15 protein-coding genes are annotated in these 15,275 nt (G+C 71.2%); 4 read left to right on the top strand and 11 right to left on the bottom strand.

Annotation, left to right across the window (positions count from 1 at the left end):
- Positions 1–99: 99 nt before the first annotated feature.
- The gene (locus G514_RS0121105; protein WP_245582293.1) at positions 100–1,299 is read left to right on the top strand and encodes an MFS transporter; all 1,200 of its coding nucleotides are present in this window, start codon (positions 100–102) and stop codon (positions 1,297–1,299) included.
- Here G514_RS0121105 and G514_RS0121100 read toward each other — a convergent pair.
- The 4 genes from G514_RS0121100 to G514_RS0121085 form a co-directional block, all read right to left on the bottom strand.
- A complete protein-coding gene (locus tag G514_RS0121100) occupies positions 1,271–2,749 on the bottom strand; it encodes a peptide MFS transporter (RefSeq protein WP_028653366.1) in 1,479 nt (492 codons plus the stop codon). The two genes, G514_RS0121105 and G514_RS0121100, sit on opposite strands and share 29 nt — an antisense overlap.
- A 167-nt stretch (positions 2,750–2,916) precedes the next feature.
- A complete protein-coding gene (locus G514_RS0121095) occupies positions 2,917–3,468 on the bottom strand; it encodes a MaoC family dehydratase (RefSeq protein WP_028653365.1) in 552 nt (183 codons plus the stop codon).
- A gap of 80 nt (positions 3,469–3,548) precedes the next feature.
- Positions 3,549–3,740 (bottom strand): DUF5302 domain-containing protein, encoded by a 192-nt coding sequence (locus tag G514_RS0121090; protein WP_028653364.1) that lies wholly within the window; start codon positions 3,738–3,740, stop codon positions 3,549–3,551.
- Between the two features lie 19 nt (positions 3,741–3,759).
- Entirely contained in the window at positions 3,760–5,328 is a 1,569-nt protein-coding gene (locus G514_RS0121085) for a metallophosphoesterase family protein (protein ID WP_028653363.1), read from the bottom strand.
- A 43-nt stretch (positions 5,329–5,371) separates the two neighbouring features.
- On the opposite strand from G514_RS0121085, the gene G514_RS0121080 reads away from it, so the two are divergent.
- Complete coding sequence (locus G514_RS0121080) at positions 5,372–5,920, top strand: DUF6174 domain-containing protein (protein WP_028653362.1); 549 nt, start codon at positions 5,372–5,374, stop codon at positions 5,918–5,920.
- Here the strand turns inward: G514_RS0121080 and G514_RS0121075 are convergent.
- Positions 5,910–6,503, bottom strand: coding sequence for a TetR/AcrR family transcriptional regulator (locus G514_RS0121075; RefSeq protein ID WP_028653361.1), 594 nt, complete (start codon positions 6,501–6,503; stop codon positions 5,910–5,912). The two genes, G514_RS0121080 and G514_RS0121075, sit on opposite strands and share 11 nt — an antisense overlap.
- A 49-nt stretch (positions 6,504–6,552) precedes the next feature.
- Here G514_RS0121075 and G514_RS0121070 point away from each other — a divergent pair, with 49 nt between their 5' ends.
- On the top strand, positions 6,553–7,107 hold the full coding sequence (locus G514_RS0121070) for a GNAT family N-acetyltransferase (RefSeq protein ID WP_028653360.1): 555 nt from the start codon (positions 6,553–6,555) through the stop codon (positions 7,105–7,107).
- Here the strand turns inward: G514_RS0121070 and G514_RS0121065 are convergent.
- Positions 7,100–8,308: an acyl-CoA dehydrogenase family protein gene (locus tag G514_RS0121065; RefSeq protein ID WP_028653359.1), complete on the bottom strand. Its 1,209-nt coding sequence runs from the start codon at positions 8,306–8,308 to the stop codon at positions 7,100–7,102. The two genes, G514_RS0121070 and G514_RS0121065, sit on opposite strands and share 8 nt — an antisense overlap.
- A gap of 77 nt (positions 8,309–8,385) precedes the next feature.
- Positions 8,386–9,555: an endonuclease/exonuclease/phosphatase family protein gene (locus tag G514_RS0121060; RefSeq protein WP_028653358.1), complete on the bottom strand. Its 1,170-nt coding sequence runs from the start codon at positions 9,553–9,555 to the stop codon at positions 8,386–8,388.
- 206 nt (positions 9,556–9,761) lie between these two features.
- Here G514_RS0121060 and G514_RS0121055 point away from each other — a divergent pair, with 206 nt between their 5' ends.
- Positions 9,762–10,451, top strand: coding sequence for a DUF4245 family protein (locus G514_RS0121055; protein ID WP_157545096.1), 690 nt, complete (start codon positions 9,762–9,764; stop codon positions 10,449–10,451).
- Between the two features lie 322 nt (positions 10,452–10,773).
- Here the strand turns inward: G514_RS0121055 and G514_RS0121045 are convergent, their stop codons facing one another.
- The 4 genes from G514_RS0121045 to G514_RS28175 all read right to left on the bottom strand — a co-directional run bounded on the left by G514_RS0121045 (position 10,774) and on the right by G514_RS28175 (position 15,162).
- Positions 10,774–12,198, bottom strand: a complete 1,425-nt coding sequence (locus tag G514_RS0121045) for a phospholipase D-like domain-containing protein (protein WP_028653356.1) — start codon at positions 12,196–12,198, stop codon at positions 10,774–10,776.
- Between the two features lie 109 nt (positions 12,199–12,307).
- Positions 12,308–13,351 (bottom strand): hypothetical protein, encoded by a 1,044-nt coding sequence (locus G514_RS28180; RefSeq protein WP_051247965.1) that lies wholly within the window; start codon positions 13,349–13,351, stop codon positions 12,308–12,310.
- Positions 13,352–13,364: 13 nt separating this feature from the next.
- Complete coding sequence (locus tag G514_RS0121035) at positions 13,365–13,598, bottom strand: DUF6752 domain-containing protein (RefSeq protein ID WP_036565929.1); 234 nt, start codon at positions 13,596–13,598, stop codon at positions 13,365–13,367.
- Positions 13,591–15,162 (bottom strand): LicD family protein, encoded by a 1,572-nt coding sequence (locus G514_RS28175; RefSeq protein ID WP_157545095.1) that lies wholly within the window; start codon positions 15,160–15,162, stop codon positions 13,591–13,593. Before G514_RS28175 ends, G514_RS0121035 begins: the two co-directional genes overlap by 8 nt.
- Positions 15,163–15,275: the final 113 nt, after the last annotated feature.

Raw genomic sequence — 15,275 nt, 5'->3', positions numbered from 1 at the left:
TCTCCCGTGCCGGACCGGGAGTCGGTCCGCGTGCGGCCGAAATCGACCCGGACGATCCTCCCCCACCGACCGCGAGGGCGTCACTGGCACGATCGGGCCATGCAGACCGTCCCCGGACCGGCCGATCGCATGAGCGCGTCCCTGGCCCGCCGCGCCACCGCGCTCGCCTTCGCGACCCAGGGGATGGTCTTCATCAGCCTCACGACGCGGCTGCCGCGGTTCTCCGACCGCTGGGACATGTCCGAGATCGACCTGTCGCTGGTGCTGCTCATGATCGTGCTGCTGGCCGGCGTGGGCTCGGTCGTCGCCGAGCTGGTCGCGCACCGCAGCTCCAGCGCCGCGACCCTGCGGACCGGCCTGCTCGTCGTCGGCGTGGCCGTCCCGGTCGTCGCCGCGGCGCCTGCGGGCCCGGTGTTCGTGCTCGGGCTCGCGGCGTACGGCGTGGGGCTCGGCATCGTCGACGCGACCAGCAACATGCAGGCCGTGGCGATCGAGCACCGATACGGCCGGCCGATCCTGCCGTCCTTCCACGGCGCCTGGACCTTCGGCGGGATCCTCGGCGCGTGCTACGCGCTGGCGGCGGCCCACGCCCCGCTGTGGACGGCGGGTCTGGTCGCGGTGGTGCCGCTGCTCGCCCTCGCGGCGCCGTACCTCCCGCGCGAGCACGGCGAGGCGCTCGCCGAGGCCGAGGACGTCGCCGTGCCGTGGCGGCCCATTCTGCTGGTGGGGCTCGGGATGGTGCTCTTCTACATGGTCGACACCGCCTCGCAGACCTGGGGACCGACGTTCCTCGACGACGTGGTCGAGGCGCCGCACTCGCTCGTCGCCCTCGCGACCCTGCCCTACCTGGTGGCCAGCCTGGCGGTGCGGCTGGCGGGCGACTCCCTGGTCGCTAGGTACGGCGCGGCGCCGGTCCTGCGCACCGGCGCGGTCGTCGCGTCGCTCGCGATGCTGGTGGTGGTTGCGGCGCCGACCTGGCCGGTGGCGGTGCTGGGCTTCACGCTGCTGGGCGCGGGCGCTTCGGTGATCGCGCCTCTCAGCTTCTCGGCGGCCGCCCGGATCGCGGGCGGCGACAGGGTGCGCACCGACGCGGTGATCGCGCGGTTCAACCAGTTCAACTACGTCGGCGGCCTGCTCGGGGCCGTGCTCACCGGCCTGGTCGGCGCCGGGTCGCTCCGGCTCGGCTTCGCCGTGCCGATGGTGCTCATCCTCGCGATGCTGCCGCTGGCACGGGCGTTCTCCCCAGTGGGGAGAGGGGCGGCCGGCCCGGTCAGCGCACGCCCGCCATCAGCCGTGTGATCGGCTTGGTGAGGGCCAGGACGACGAGTCCGACCGCGACCGAGATCGCGCCCAGCACCAGGAAGTAGCCGGTCTCGTGCTCGGGGTCGTAGTAGCCCGCGAGCTTCCCGGCCATGGCGGTGCCGAACGCGACGGAGAGGAAGTAGAGCGCGACCATCTGCGTGTGGAACCGCGCCGGCGCGAGCTTGGTCGACAGCGACAGGCCGACCGGTGAGATCAGCAGCTCACCCATCGTGAACGCGAACAGCGTCAGCGCCAGGAGCAGCAGCGGCGCCGCGTGCTCGCCTCCGGGGTTGAGCAGGAACGACCAGAACGCGACGCCCATCACCACGGTGCCGAGGCCGAACTTCACCGGCGTCACCGGCTGGCGGTCGCCGAGCTTGGTCCACACCGCGGCGAAGACGCCCGCGAACACGATCACCATCACCGGGTTGATCGAGTTGACCCACGAGATCGGCATCTCCCAGCCGAAGAGGTCGCGGTCGAGGCGCTTGTCGCTGAAGATCGTCACGACGGTGAACTGCTGCTGGTAGAGCGACCAGAAGACGGCGTTCGCGATGAACAGCGGCACGAACGACCAGACCCGGCTGCGCTCGGTGGCGCTCACCTCGCGCGAGCCGAGGATCAGGACGAAGTAGACGACCGAGGCCACCGACACGATGCCGAGCACCCAGTCGGCGAGGTTGCCGGCCGTCATCAGACCGGTGAGGGCCAGGACGACGACCGCCGCAGCAGCGACGGCGAGCACCGCTGCGTAGCGCGCGCGCTCGGACGGCTCGAGCGGGTGCGGGACCTCGCGGGTCTCCTCCGGGAGGGAACGGCGGCCGAACGCGTACTGCGTGAGCCCGAGCCCCATCCCGATCGCCGCGAGCCCGAAGCCGTAGTGGAAGCCCTCGTTCTCCTGCAGCAGCCCGGTCAGCAGCGGTCCTGCGAACGCGCCGATGTTGATGCCCATGTAGAAGAGCGAGAAGCCGGCGTCACGCCGGGAGTCGTCCTCGGCGTACAGCGAGCCGACGAGCGCGGTGGCGTTGGCCTTCACGCCGCCGCTGCCGATCGCCACCAGGCTGAGGCCGACGCCCACGCCGCCCAGCCCGGGCAGCAGCGCCAGCGCCACGTGCCCGGCCATCACCACGACCGCCGAGGCGAACAGCGTCCGCTCGGGACCGATCAGGCGGTCGGAGACCCACGCACCGAGGATGGTGGCGAGGTAGACCGCGCCGCCGTAGGCGCCGACGATGCCCGTCGCGGTCGCCTCGGAGATGCCGAGGCCGCCCTCGCTCGCGGAGAAGTAGAGGTAGATGACGAGGATGCCCTGCATCCCGTAGAAGCTGAAGCGCTCCCACATCTCGACGCCGAACAGGTTGGCCAGCGGCCACGGCTGCCCGAAGAACCGGGTGTCGCGTCGTTCCTCGGCTTCGTGAGGTGCGGGTGTGTCGGTCCGAGTACTCACCCCTGAGCGGTGACCACCTCACGGGCGAGCATGCCTCGGAAACCTTGCTGATCGATCAGTCAGCTGCCGAGGTTGCTGATCGATCAGTCACCCACCGAGGTTGCTGATCGATCAGCCACCCACCGACGTTGCTGATCGATCAGCCACCCGCCGACGTTGCTGATCGATCAGCCACCCGCCGGGGTCGCCGGGTCCGCGGCGCCCGGCCAGTTCTTGTCCGGCTGCGGGACCGGGCGACCGGGCTGCTCGCCGCCGCGGGCCTCGAGGTAGCTGTTCTTCGGCACCATCACCTTGCGGCGGAAGATGCAGACGACCTTGCCGTCCTGGTTGTAGCCGATGGTCTCGACGTGGACGACGCCGCGGTCGTCCTTGGAGGTCGACTCCCACTTGTCGAGGACGGTCGTCTCGCCGTAGAGCGTGTCGCCGTGGAACGTCGGCGCGACGTGCCGCAGTGACTCGATCTCGAGGTTGGCGATCGCCTTGCCAGAGATGTCGGGGACCGACATGCCGAGCAGGATCGAGTAGACGTAGTTGCCGACGACGACGTTCTTGCCGAACTGCGTGGTCTCCTCGGCGTAGTGCGCGTCGAGGTGCAGCGGGTGGTGGTTCATCGTGAGCAGGCAGAACAGGTGGTCGTCGTACTCGGTGACCGTCTTGCCGGGCCAGTGCTTGTAGGTCGCGCCGACCTCGAACTCCTCGTAGCTGCGTCCGAACTGCATGGGCCCATGCTGCCCTCCCGCACGCGCGAGAGGCAGCCGGTGGACGCGTGGGCTATCTCACCAGCCCGCCTCGGAGCGGGTCAGGCGCCGCCGCCACCGGCCTTGCGCCGGTGCATCTTGGGGGCGCCGCCGACCACCTCGGAGCCGTGCGCCTTCTCCTGGACCGGGCCGTCCTCGTGGACGCCCTGCTCGCCCTTCTTGCGCCGGCCGGCGTTCTTCCGGTCGAGCGCCTCGCGCATCTTGGCCTTCAGGTCGTCGTTCGCTCCGGACATGGCCCCACCCTCGCACGAGTCAGTGACGGTAGGGCAACAGGATTCCGCTGCGGTCGGTCACCGAGCCGTCGGCGCCGAGGGTCAGCGTGCCGATCGTCACCGGCTCGGGGTCGAGCCTGATCCACTTCTTCAGCCCGCTGCGGACGGTCTCCCACAGCCGGGTGTGGTCTCGCGCGTCGCGCACCCGGACGGCGTAGTCACGGAGCGTGACGTCGAGCCGGTCGTCGTGCACGTCGAGGACGGAGTAGGTCGTCAGGCCGAACTGGAACGCGCCCCCGTGGGCGAGCTGGAGGATCCCGTCCTGGGTGGTCGCGGTGACGTCGTGCACCTCGCCGCAGAGGTAGACGTCCACGCCGTACTTGCGGAAGACCTGCCAGAGCCGCGACCGCGCACCGCCGGGGTAGTGAAGCTCGCTGGACCCGCGCGCCCGCACCGGCTCGAGGATCGGCACGTGGCCCTGGACCAGCGTCCACCGCACGCCGTCGGCGCGGGCCTTGCGCAGCACGCCGGCCAGCCAGCGCAGCTGCTGGCGGTCGACGCGGATCCGGGCGCGACCAGGGCTGATGTCGAAGGGGTCGATCGAGACGACCTGCACCTCCGGCGAGGGCCGGAACGCGTAGGCCGTGCTCGCGTGCACGCCGCCCGGGTGGTCGCGGAAGCGCGGCCGGCCTGCCTGGGTGCGGGTGAAGTAGCGCGCGAACTCCTGCTGGAACACCGGCGCGAGCCGCCTCTTCGAGGAGGTCCACGGGTTGTCGCCGTACTCGTGGTCGCCGACCGCCGGGTAGAGGTCGAGGTGGTGGGAGCGGAAGCGCTGGAGGTACTGCGGGTAGTACGTCGCCGCCGCCCGCCGGGTGGCGCTCGCGCGCTGGGCGGCGTTGCCGACCGGGCCGAAGTTGCCCGTGTGCCGGCTGTCGCGACCCCAGCGACCGTCGACCAGGTCTCCGGCCACCAGCACGCCGTCAGGCTCCTGGCGCTGCCAGTCGTCGAGGACCCGGTCGATCGCGCGCTCGTAGGCGGGGCTGGTGGAGTTCGGCGAGCGGCGCGGGTTCCAGAACCCCGGCCCGCGGCGCAGGTCGGCGACGTCGGCGTTCATGAAGTCGGGACTCGAGATCAGCCGCAGCCGGCGCGGGGTGTCGGGCGCGGCGGCCGCAACGGCCCGGCCCGGCAACGTCGTGACGACGCCCCGGTCGGTGACCGTGGCGCCCACCGGACCCGGCGCGGCGCCCGTCCGGACCTCGACCACGACGTCCTGGGCGCGCTTGCCGACCACCGTGCACACCAGGGTGACGGCGTCCGCGGAGAGGTGCGACCGGCGTCGGACCACGGTGCTGGGGGCGCACGCGTCGGGCAGGGCGACGACCGTGGCGCCCGTGACCCGCACGGTCAGCCGTGTCTCCGGCCCTGCGGCGAGGCTGACGAGCAGCGGCAGCACCGAGCGCTCGGTGGCGGAGGCGCCGCCGTCGGCCCAGGCGGCGGCGACGACCCGGCTGGCGGGCGCCGGCGCGGCGCCGACGCCGGAGGTCCCGGCCAGGGCGGCACCCACGGCCAGGACGGCGGCGAGCAGCGGGCGTGGGCGGCGCGTGGTCATGGCGGTCCGACCATAGGTGCCAGCGACCCGGCAGAGTGGGCTCATGGAACCCGGCGCGCCGTCGACCCGTCCGACCGAGATGCGATCCCTCGCGCTGACGCTCGCTGCCCTCGTGCTCCCGCTGTCGCTCGCCGCGTGCTCCGACGACGACTCAGGCGGCGTCGCCTCGGACCCCGCCCCCACGACGGCGACGAGCACGCCGAGCCCGACGGCGGAGCCCACGGTGGGCACCTACCCGGAGTTCGGGCCCACCGACTACACCTTCGAGCTCACCGTGACCTGTTTCTGCATAGGCGGCGGCGCCCCGGTCGTGGTGACCGTCGCCGACGGCGAGGTCGAGGCGGCGGTGTACGGCGCCGGCGGCGGTGGCGGCCGCGACGGCGGGATCGTCGAGGGCGCGCCGGCCGAGCAGACCTTCTGGATGACCATCAACGACGTCATCGAGAAGGCCAACGACACCGAAGCCGCCCGGGTCGACGTCGACTGGCCCGACGGTCAGGACTACCCCAGCAGCGTCTACGTCGACGGCAGCGAGGAGATCGCCGACGACGAGACCGGCTACACGATCGCGAACGTCGAGGTCAGCGACTAGCCAGGGCGCCCAGCAGCTCGTCGAGCACGGCGTACTGCCGCTCGGCCGGGAACCGGTCCGGGTCGAAGAGCGCCTGGACCACGAGGCCGTGGGTGAACGCCGTGAGGAGGTCGACCACCGTCTCGCGGTCGCGGCCGAGCGGCAGCTCGCCCGCGGCGAGCGCCTCGTCGACCAGCGGCCGCAGGCGGTCGCGCCACCGCTCGTAGCGGGCCGCCTCAGCGAGCCCGAGCTCCGCATCGGCCAGGGCGAGGTCCCAGAAGCCCACCCAGACCTTGCTCAGCACCGTCGCCTCGGCGTCGTCGACCAGCACCGCGCGCAGCCGCGCGCGAAGCCCCTCGAGGCCGGGGGCGGGCGGGCCGACGTCCTGCATGCGCGGCGCCGTGCGCTCGTGGACGACCTCGAGCGCGTGCTCCACCAGCTCGCGCTTGCTGCGGAAGTAGTGCGTCAGCAGGCCGGTCGTCGCTCCCATCTCGGTCGCGACGGCCCGCAGGCTCAACCCGGCGAACCCGGTCTCGGCCAGCACCCGCCACACCGCCTCGGCGACCTCGCGGCGACGGGTGTCGTGGTCGACCGGTGCCGGCATGGTGCTAGGGTACACAACAGTCGTTATGTACCTTGCGGAAGGCCTGCCCATGCTCTCGCTCGACCTCGGTGACGGACTCACGCTCACTGCCCTCGAGCCCTGGCAGTCCGCCGAGCTCGCGGCGTTCGTCGCGGCCGAGCGCGACCACCTCGCCCCCTGGCTCCCGTGGGGCGCCTCGCTCCACGACGAGGACCGCGCCCGCGCCTTCCTGCAGCGGTACGCCGACGGCACCGCGGCCGACGGACCGCGCATCTACGCGCTCCGGGTGGCGGGTCGGATGATCGGCGGGACGCTCTTTCGCGTCTTCGACCCGGCCGGAGGTCTCTGCGAGGTCGGCGTCTGGCTGGCCGCCGACGCGCAGGGCCGCGGGCACGTCACGCGCGCCGCGACCGCGATGCTCGACTGGGCGCTGCTCGAGCGCGGGCTGCACCGCGCCGAGTGGCACTGCGTGCCCGAGAACCTCGCCAGCCGCAAGATCGCCGAGCGGCTCGGCATGAGGCTGGAGGGCACGCTGCGCGAGTCGTGGCAGCACCGTGACCGGCTGTGGGACACCGAGGTCTGGGCCGTGCTGGCGCCGGACTGGCGGGCCAGATCGGCTACTTGAGCTTGTAGTCCTTGAGCAGCGCGCGGCCGATGATCATCTTCTGGATGTCGCTCGTGCCCTCGCCGATCAGCATGAACGCGGCCTCGCGGTAGAGGCGCTCGATCTCGTACTCCTTGGAGTAGCCGTAGCCGCCGTGGATGCGGAAGGAGTCCTGGACCACCTCGTTGCAGTACTCCGAGGCGACCATCTTGGCCATGCCGGCCTCGACGTCGTTGCGCTGTCCGGAGTCCTTCATCCGTGCGGCGCGGACCATCATCGCGTGCGCGGTCTCGACCTTGGTCGCCATCTCGGCGAGGCGGAAGAGGATGGCTTGGTGCTCCGAGATCGGCTTGCCGAAGGTCTCGCGCTGCTGGCTGTAGGCGATGGCGAGCTCGAAGGCCCGGTTGGCGATGCCGCAGGCGCGGGCGGCGACGTTGACACGGCCGACCTCGACGCCGTCCATCATCTGGTAGAAGCCCTTGCCCGTCTCGCCGCCGAGGACCTGCTCGTCGGTGGTCCGGAAGCCCTCGAAGACCGCCTCCGTGGTGTCGACGCCCTTGTAGCCCATCTTGTCGATCTTGCCCGGGATGGTCAGGCCCGGCGCGGTCTCGCCGAAGCCCTCCTCCTTCTCGACGAGGAACGTCGTCATCGATTTGTACGGCGACTCCTCGCCGCCGTCGCCGTCGGCCTGGCCGGTCCGGACCAGGGTGGCCACGAGGTTGGACGTGCCGCCGTTGGTCAGCCACATCTTCTGGCCGTCGATCTTCCACCCGTCGCCGTCCTTGACGGCCTTGGTCTTGATCGCGGACACGTCGGAGCCCAGCCCGGGCTCGGACATCGAGAACGCGCCGCGGACCTCGCCGGCGGCCATCCGCGGCAGGTACTTCTTCTTCTGCTCCTCGGTGCCGTGGCGCATGAGCATGTAGGCCACGATGAAGTGGGTGTTGATGACACCCGAGACGCTCATCCAGCCCCGGGCGATCTCCTCGACGCACAGCGCGTAGGTCAGCAGCGACTCGCCGAGCCCGTCGTACTCCTCGGGGATGGTGAGCCCGAAGATCCCCAGCTCCTTGAGCCCGTCGACGATCTCCTGCGGGTACTCGTCGGCGTGCTCGAGCTCGGTCGCAACCGGGATGATCTGCTCGTCGACGAAGGTCCTGACCGCCTTGAGGATCTCGGTCTGGTCCTCGGTCAGTCCGTCGGTCTGGCACAGGCGACCCATGGGGCTGCTCCTCGCCGGGTGTGGGGGTGGGACCGGAGCAGGTTAGCGGTCGTTCACCGCCGGCGCCGTGGCCAGGATCACGGAGACGGTGTGAGGGTCGTCGTGGTCGTGGTGGTGGCGGTCACGGTGCAGGTCGGCGGCCAGTTCGGGATGCCCGGGGCCGTCGGAGGCACTGGCGGGAGCGTCGTGGGCGCCGTGGGTGTCGTCGTGGACGTGGCGGTCGCCGTCGAGGTGGGGGCCGTGACCGTGGCCGTCGCCGTCGCGCTCACCGTCACGCAGGCCGACGGGGGCGGGACCGTCGCCGCGACCGGCAGGATCCGCACCTTGGTGGTGAGCAGGTGGTGGTCGGTGGTCCGCGCGATCTTCCGGGTGCGGAGCTGCTGGTACTTCTTGAACTTCACGCCCGAGCCGAAGATCCAGTCGACCACCATGCCGCGCGGCGGGCTGCAGCTCGTGGCGGTGCGGACCCCGCCGCTGGCAGAGATCATCCCGGCCTGCGCGGTGACCCGGCAGAACACCTGCCGCTTGGCGTTCATGTCGCCGGTCCAGATGACCGGGAGGTTGTTGCTGGCCTTGAGGTGGTTGACCAGCGCGATCTGCAGCCGCTGGCCGATCAGGCGCCACTTCTGGGCGTTGCCGCGGACGTCGGCCGGGTTCTGGAAGTTCATCACGTAGAACTGCTGGCCCGTCGAGAGCGACTGGAGGAGCACGACCGGCATCCGCAGCACGTCACCGTGGAAGTAGGGCAGCTTGATCCAGCTGTTCGACACCATCTTGAACTTGTCCTTGCGCCACGCGATCGAGTTGCGCAGGAAGCCGACGGTGTCGACGTAGCCCGGGAAGATGTCGTAGCGGGACGAGGCCTTCTTGACCCACTTGGCGTACTGCTGGGGCTGGAACTCCTGGAGCCCCACGACGTCCACGTCCTCGCTCTTGAGCACCTGGACGGCCCACTTCATCCGCTGCGCGCCGTCGGCGTAGCCCTTCTTGCTGCCGCCGGGCGCGGTGTGGTCGTAGCCGAGGATGTTGAACGACCCGACGCGGAACTTCGTCTTGCCGTGCACCACCTCGGTCACGGGGACGGGGCTGGCGCCCACCTGGCCGTACTCGTCGGCCTTCTTCGCCGAGGCGCTCACCGCGAGGGCGGTGCCGCCGGCGATGGTGCCGAGCACGAGCGCCGCGATGGACCAGCGGCGCAGGCCCTGGCCGAGGACGCGCTGGCGTACGACGGTGGGGAAGCCCGTCATGGTGGTGTTCCTCCGAGGATCGAGAGTGTCGCGCAAGCAGTGTGCCTTGACTGATGCTAAATCCACAACAGCCCCACGCGTCACAGTTTTCACAGAACTGCCGCTCCGCGACGAGCCATCATGCCTCTCCTCCCTTGACGGGGCGGAACCGCCGAAGGTTGGCCGCCGTCAGGCTCTGTGTGGGTAGGACGGGGCACACTAAGGACATGACTGGGGACATGACGGGCGAGATGACCGGCATCACCGGCGGCGCGACCGGGCTGACCAGGGCACGCAGGCGGATCCCCGCGGCGGTGGCCGGGCTGGCGCTCGTCGCCGTGGCGGCAGCCGCCTGCGGCTCCGACGACGGCAGCGGCGCCACGGCCTCCGACCCGACCGGCTCGACGACGACCAGCGCCGCACCGACCCTGACCGAGACCCCGGCGGCGTCGGAGACCCCCACGGCCAGCGACGCGCCCACGGAGAGCGACCCGGTGCCCTCGCCGATCATCACCAAGGCGGTGAAGGCCGCCCTGAAGGCGGGCTTCCCGGCACTGATCCCCGCGGGGGTCCCCGACGGGTGGACCGTCGTCTCCGCGTCGTACGCCCCGAAGGGCGGCGGCACGTGGACCATCGAGCTCACCGACCCGAACGGCGCCCCCGCCACCCTCCTGCAGTCGACCGCCTCCGCCGCCGACCTCGTCGCCCGGCTGCTCCCCGGCGCCAAGGCCGGAGGCACCGTGAAGATCAGCGGCACCGGCAAGTGGGACGCCTATACCGGCTCCGGAGGGGCGGGCATCGCGAAGGACCTCCCCGGCACCGGCGCGGCCCTGGTCGGCGCCGATCTCAACGTCGTCAGCGACTTCGCCCACCAGCTGCTCACCGCCGAGGACGCCGGCAACGGCAACGGCGGCTGACCCGCCACCGCCGCACCCAGCCCGACCCGCGCTGGTCGAGCCCGTCGAGACCTCCGCAGCGTGGACACCCGGCGGACCGAGCTCGGTTGCGTCCCAGCCCCCGCGTACGAGGTTTCGAGACGGTCGCTGCGCGACCTCCTCAACCACCGGAACGCACCGCTGGTTGAGGAAGGCGCGCTAGCGCCTGTCTCGAAACCTCCGCAGGGAGGGCACCCAGCCCGCCCACCGCTGGTCGAGCTTGTCGAGACCTCCGCAGCGGTGGCACCCGCGGGACCGAGGTCGGTTGCGTCCCAGCCCCGGCGTACGAGGGTCGCGGCTGGGGTCAGTCGCCTTCCCAGAACTGGCCGCCGGCCACGGCCGGGTCGCGCTCGACCGTGGTGACCGGGCGCCGGACCGTGACGTAGCCCTTCTCGTAGGTGCCGTCGGCCTGGCGGACCATCCGGGCGACCTTGAAGTCGGTGTACGTCGTCGTGTACGCGTTGCGCGTCCAGCGGCCGTTGTTCCAGAACGAGTTGAAGTTGGCCAGGTAGCGCTTGACGTTGTTGCGGCCCAGGATCGTGAAGAACACCTCGTCCTCGGCGGTGCCGAGGCTCGCCCAGTTGGAGGAGCCCGTCAGCACCATGTTGGTGTTGGGGACGCCGGCGTAGGTGCCCTGCACCACGAGGTACTTCTGGTGGGTGTAGTAGTCGAGGATGACGTCGTCCTCACCGTCGTGGTTGAGGTCGAAGTCGTCGTCGGGGTGGTAGTCGAGCCCGGTGGAGCGCAGCGGGATCCGGCCGCGCGCCGTCGAGGCGCCGAGGATCTGCTTGGTCTTGAAGCCGATCAGCCCGTAGCTCACCCGGAAGTCGCAGCCCTGGGCCCACTTGTTGCGGATGGCGGCGGCGAGGTAGTTGCCGCGGTTGCCGCGCATGGTGTGCATCGAGAGCGCGAGGTGGGTGCGGGTCTGGCCTCCGTTGCCGTCGGGCGTGAGGCACTGGATCTTGTTGAGCATGTCGAGCACCACGTCGCTCTGCGGCGTCGAGGTCTTGGGGAAGATCCAGGCGGTGTACTTGTCGACCGCGTCGTTGCACTCCGCGCCCTTGGGCGTGCCGCAGAAGCGGATCGGCGGCTGCTTGGTGTTGTAGTCCTTCTTCATGTCCTTGAACGTCGCCACGAACTGGTCGAACAGCGGCTCGTTGCCGGACATGAAGTAGAGGTCGTTCCACTGGTGGTAGATCGCGTTGCGGGTCAGGTTGAAGGACCCGATCGCCATCACGTGGTCGGACTTGCCGGCCTGGGTGAAGGTGTAGAACTTCGAGTGCAGGTTGCGGTACTGGTCGGCGAAGGTGCGGCAGCCCTGCTTGCACTTGTAGATGAAGTTCTTGGCGAACCGGTTGGTGCCGAGCACCGCCCGCACCCGCTTCATCGCGTGGGTGTCCTGGTGGTCGTTGAGCAGCATCTGGATCTTCACGCCGCGCTTGTGGGCGGCGATCAGCGCGTCGGCGACGCCCTCGCGGTCGAAGGAGTAGACCGCGATCCGGATCGTCGCGCCCTTCTGCGTGTGGCGGATCGTGTCGATCAGCCGGCGCTCGAGCTTGAACCGGTCGGCGTTGACGTGGGGGTTGTTGAAGAACGCCCCCTTGTAGGCCTTCCAGCGCTTCGGCTTGGGCTTCTTCTTGTCGGCGGGCGCGCCGGCGACCGTGCCGAGCGGCGCGGTCGCGGTCGTCACCTGCGTGGCCCGCGCGGACGCCTGGGCGGTGGGGACCATGCCCCACATGCTCAGGACCAGCGCGATCGAGACCGCGCTACACGCAGCAATCGAGACTCTCTTCACCGACAACCTCTCCAAGTGCTCCGGATGCATGCGACGGACGAGGTCACGCATCCTCTGTCAGGTCGGGCGGGCCCTCGCGGGCGATGCGACGGACGTCCGCGAGCAGATCAGCGACGAGTGTAGTGGCTGAGGCCAGCAGAGCCTCATTCGACACGGCGTCCGGGCGTGGCCTCTCCGGGACGTCGTCGGGCACCCGCAGGGCGTCCAGGTCGCCGACGACGTGGAACCCGCGCCGCTCGATGATGCGTACGGCGCGGTCGGCGCGCTCGCGACACTCGGCGACCTGCACGTCGTCCGCCCCGAGCCGCTCACCCTCCTGGCGCACCAGGTGGCCCTCGGCGAGGTAGCCCCTGATCCAGGTGCCGCGGTCCACCGGCTTGCGGAACGCCGTGAGGTGCGGGTTGACCCGCCGGAGCAGCTCGATCTGCACCACACCGAGGGCCGGGTTGCGCGGCTCGTCGGGCGCTTCGTAGCGGTCGGGGTCGAGGCCGAGCACACCGGCGAAGTTCCGCCAGTGCTGGTCGCGCGGCGCGCCCGACCCGGGCATCGGCAGCACGTGGACGCGCTCCGGCGGGACGTGCCGGCCCCACCGGCGCAGCACGCCGGCGAGGTCCCAGGTGCGCCAGCCGAACTCGGACTGGCCCTCGAGCGTGTCGCCGCGCATCTCCGCCAGCGGCCTGGTGCCGCCGTTCTTGACGTACTCCGCCCAGCCGGCGGTCAGCATCCCGAGGCTGTCGCGCGCGGTGATCACGACGTGCACCTCGGCAGGCGCGAGCGACTCGATGAGCCGGCGGGCCTGCTCACGCCCGGCGCCGCACATGAACTCGTGGGTGAGGATGGCCGGCCCGCGGTGCCGGTTGACGGCCTTGACCAGGCGCCCGAGCGTGCCCGGCGCCTTGGGGTGACGCTGCTCGAGCCGCGGCCGCTCCTGCAGCTCGAGGGCCGCCCAGAGGTGCTCGCGGTGCCCGCGCCCAGGCAGCAGGAACCCGTCGGCCGCGAGCGCGCTCTTGGCCCCCCAGAGCACCGACTGGAGGTAGGTGGTGCCGGTCTTGGGCAGACCGATGTGGAGGAAGACCGCGGAGGCCATGTCGGGAGAGCGCCTAGACGCTCTGGCGGTACTTCTCGAGCAGCTCGGCCAGCTTCTCCTCGTCGCGCGCCGCCACCGGGAGCAGCAGCTCGGTGACGATGTCGGTGAGCTCGGCCAGGCGCACGTTCAGCGCCCGGCACTCCTGCACCTCGGCCTCGAGCCGCTTGACCCGGCGGCGCAGGTCCAGCACCTCCCCCGCGCGCGTCGAGCGCAGCCGCTCGACCAGACCGGACTGCTTCTCAGCCATCTCCACGTCTCCATTCCACGACCAGTCGGCACACCTTCGACGGCGTCGACGAGTCCGACGCCCGGATCGTCTCCCGGTGCACGATCGTCGCACCAGCCCGCTCGAGCTCCCCCACGATCAGCCGCGGCCGCCGCCGCTTGACGCGCAGGTCCTTGGCGAACCCGTCGTCCCCGAAGCGGGCGAGGAACTCCAGGTAGAGCCGGCCACCGCCCTCCCCCGCCAGCGTCATCCGCGCCAGCCGCCACAGGTGCTGGCGGGCGTCCGGGCCGAGCGTGTCGACGAGGTGCCGGGCGACCAGCAGCCGCGGCCCGGGGCGCCGGGCGAGCTCGGCGCCGGCAGGCAGCACGTCGCGCAGCTCCAGCAGGTTGCACCGCCAGAAGTCAGCGCCCTCGACCCCGCGGGCCGCGGCCTCGGCGTACGAGCGCGGCTGGAAGTCCAGCCCGACCGACGCGACGCCGCGGCCGGCCATCCACAGGACGTCGGACCCGCGGCCGCAGCCGAGGTCGACATACGTCGCGGCGTCGGCCTCCCGCTCGGCGGCCCACGCCACGAGCGGCGACGGCTCGGTGGCGAGCGGCTTCTGCTTGCGGGAGTAGATCCGGTCCCAGCGCGCCCGGCCGACGCGCAGGCCGCGGAACCAGCCGTTGAGCCGCCGGACGGTCGTCGTCGGCGGGTCGAAGTGGAACGCGGGATCGGGCGTGCGCCACGGGCCGTACATCGCGGTGAGCAGCTTGTCGGGGTCGGCCGGGGCCGGGAAGGACCGCCCCTCGAGGGTCGTGGTGCCGAGGGGGTGGATCCAGGACTTCTCGAACCGGTCGCCGATCTCGCCCATCAGGTAGAGCCGGCCGTCCATCAGGAACCCGCCGAAGACGTCGAGGCCGCGGACCACGCCGTCGCCCTCGTCGACGTCGACCTTGAAGGCGAGCGCGGAGTAGCGGGTGATGTGGAAGCCGAGGGCGACGAGGTCGCGCTGGAGCCGGAACGACTCGCGGATCACGTCGACGGGGTGGGTGAGGTGGCTGACGTAGCCGAGGTCGGCGTCGCCGTCGTGGCCGAGCAGCCGGCCCTCGCGCACCGCGCCGAGCAGCGTCCCGTAGGCCAGGAACGCCTCGATGCCGGCCTTGCGGAGGGCGTCGAGCACGACGTCGATCGCGTTCAGCAGCGGCTCGACCTGCTCGCTGCTGCGGCTGTCGAAGGTGACGACCCGGCGCCAGGTCCGGTCAAGGCTGAGCGGCTGGCCGTTGCGGTTGACGATCGAGATCCGCCCGGTGCCGGAGCCCAGCGTGAGCTCCCGGTCGAACACGGTCTCGCCGGTCTCGTGGACCACCACGGTGAATCGCGCGGTGCCGTCGAGGAACTCGTGCAGCGTCTTCGGCCACGGCACCCGCCAGCGGCCGCGGCCCGCGCCGCTGCCGGTGACCGGGGCGCCGTCGCGGTGCAGCCAGAACGAGTAGACGCGCCGGCCGTCGACCAGCATGTCCATCACGGTCTCGCGCGTGGCGCGGGCCGTCACGCCGTCGGCGTCGACGGTCACGTCGCGCACCCGGCCGAGGACACCCACCACGGATCGCGACTCTAGTGGTCGACGGGCACCCAACCGATTTCGTGGAGAGTGCGTCCCCATGGTGAGGTGACCCCTCAACGACGACCTGTACGACGACGAACGACTTGGCTTCG

The sequence above is a fragment of the Nocardioides halotolerans DSM 19273 genome (assembly GCF_000422805.1).
GTDB lineage: Bacteria > Actinomycetota > Actinomycetes > Propionibacteriales > Nocardioidaceae > Nocardioides > Nocardioides halotolerans.
The sequence above is the reverse complement of the archived record's forward strand: the minus strand, read 5'-3'. Positions and strand labels throughout refer to the sequence as shown.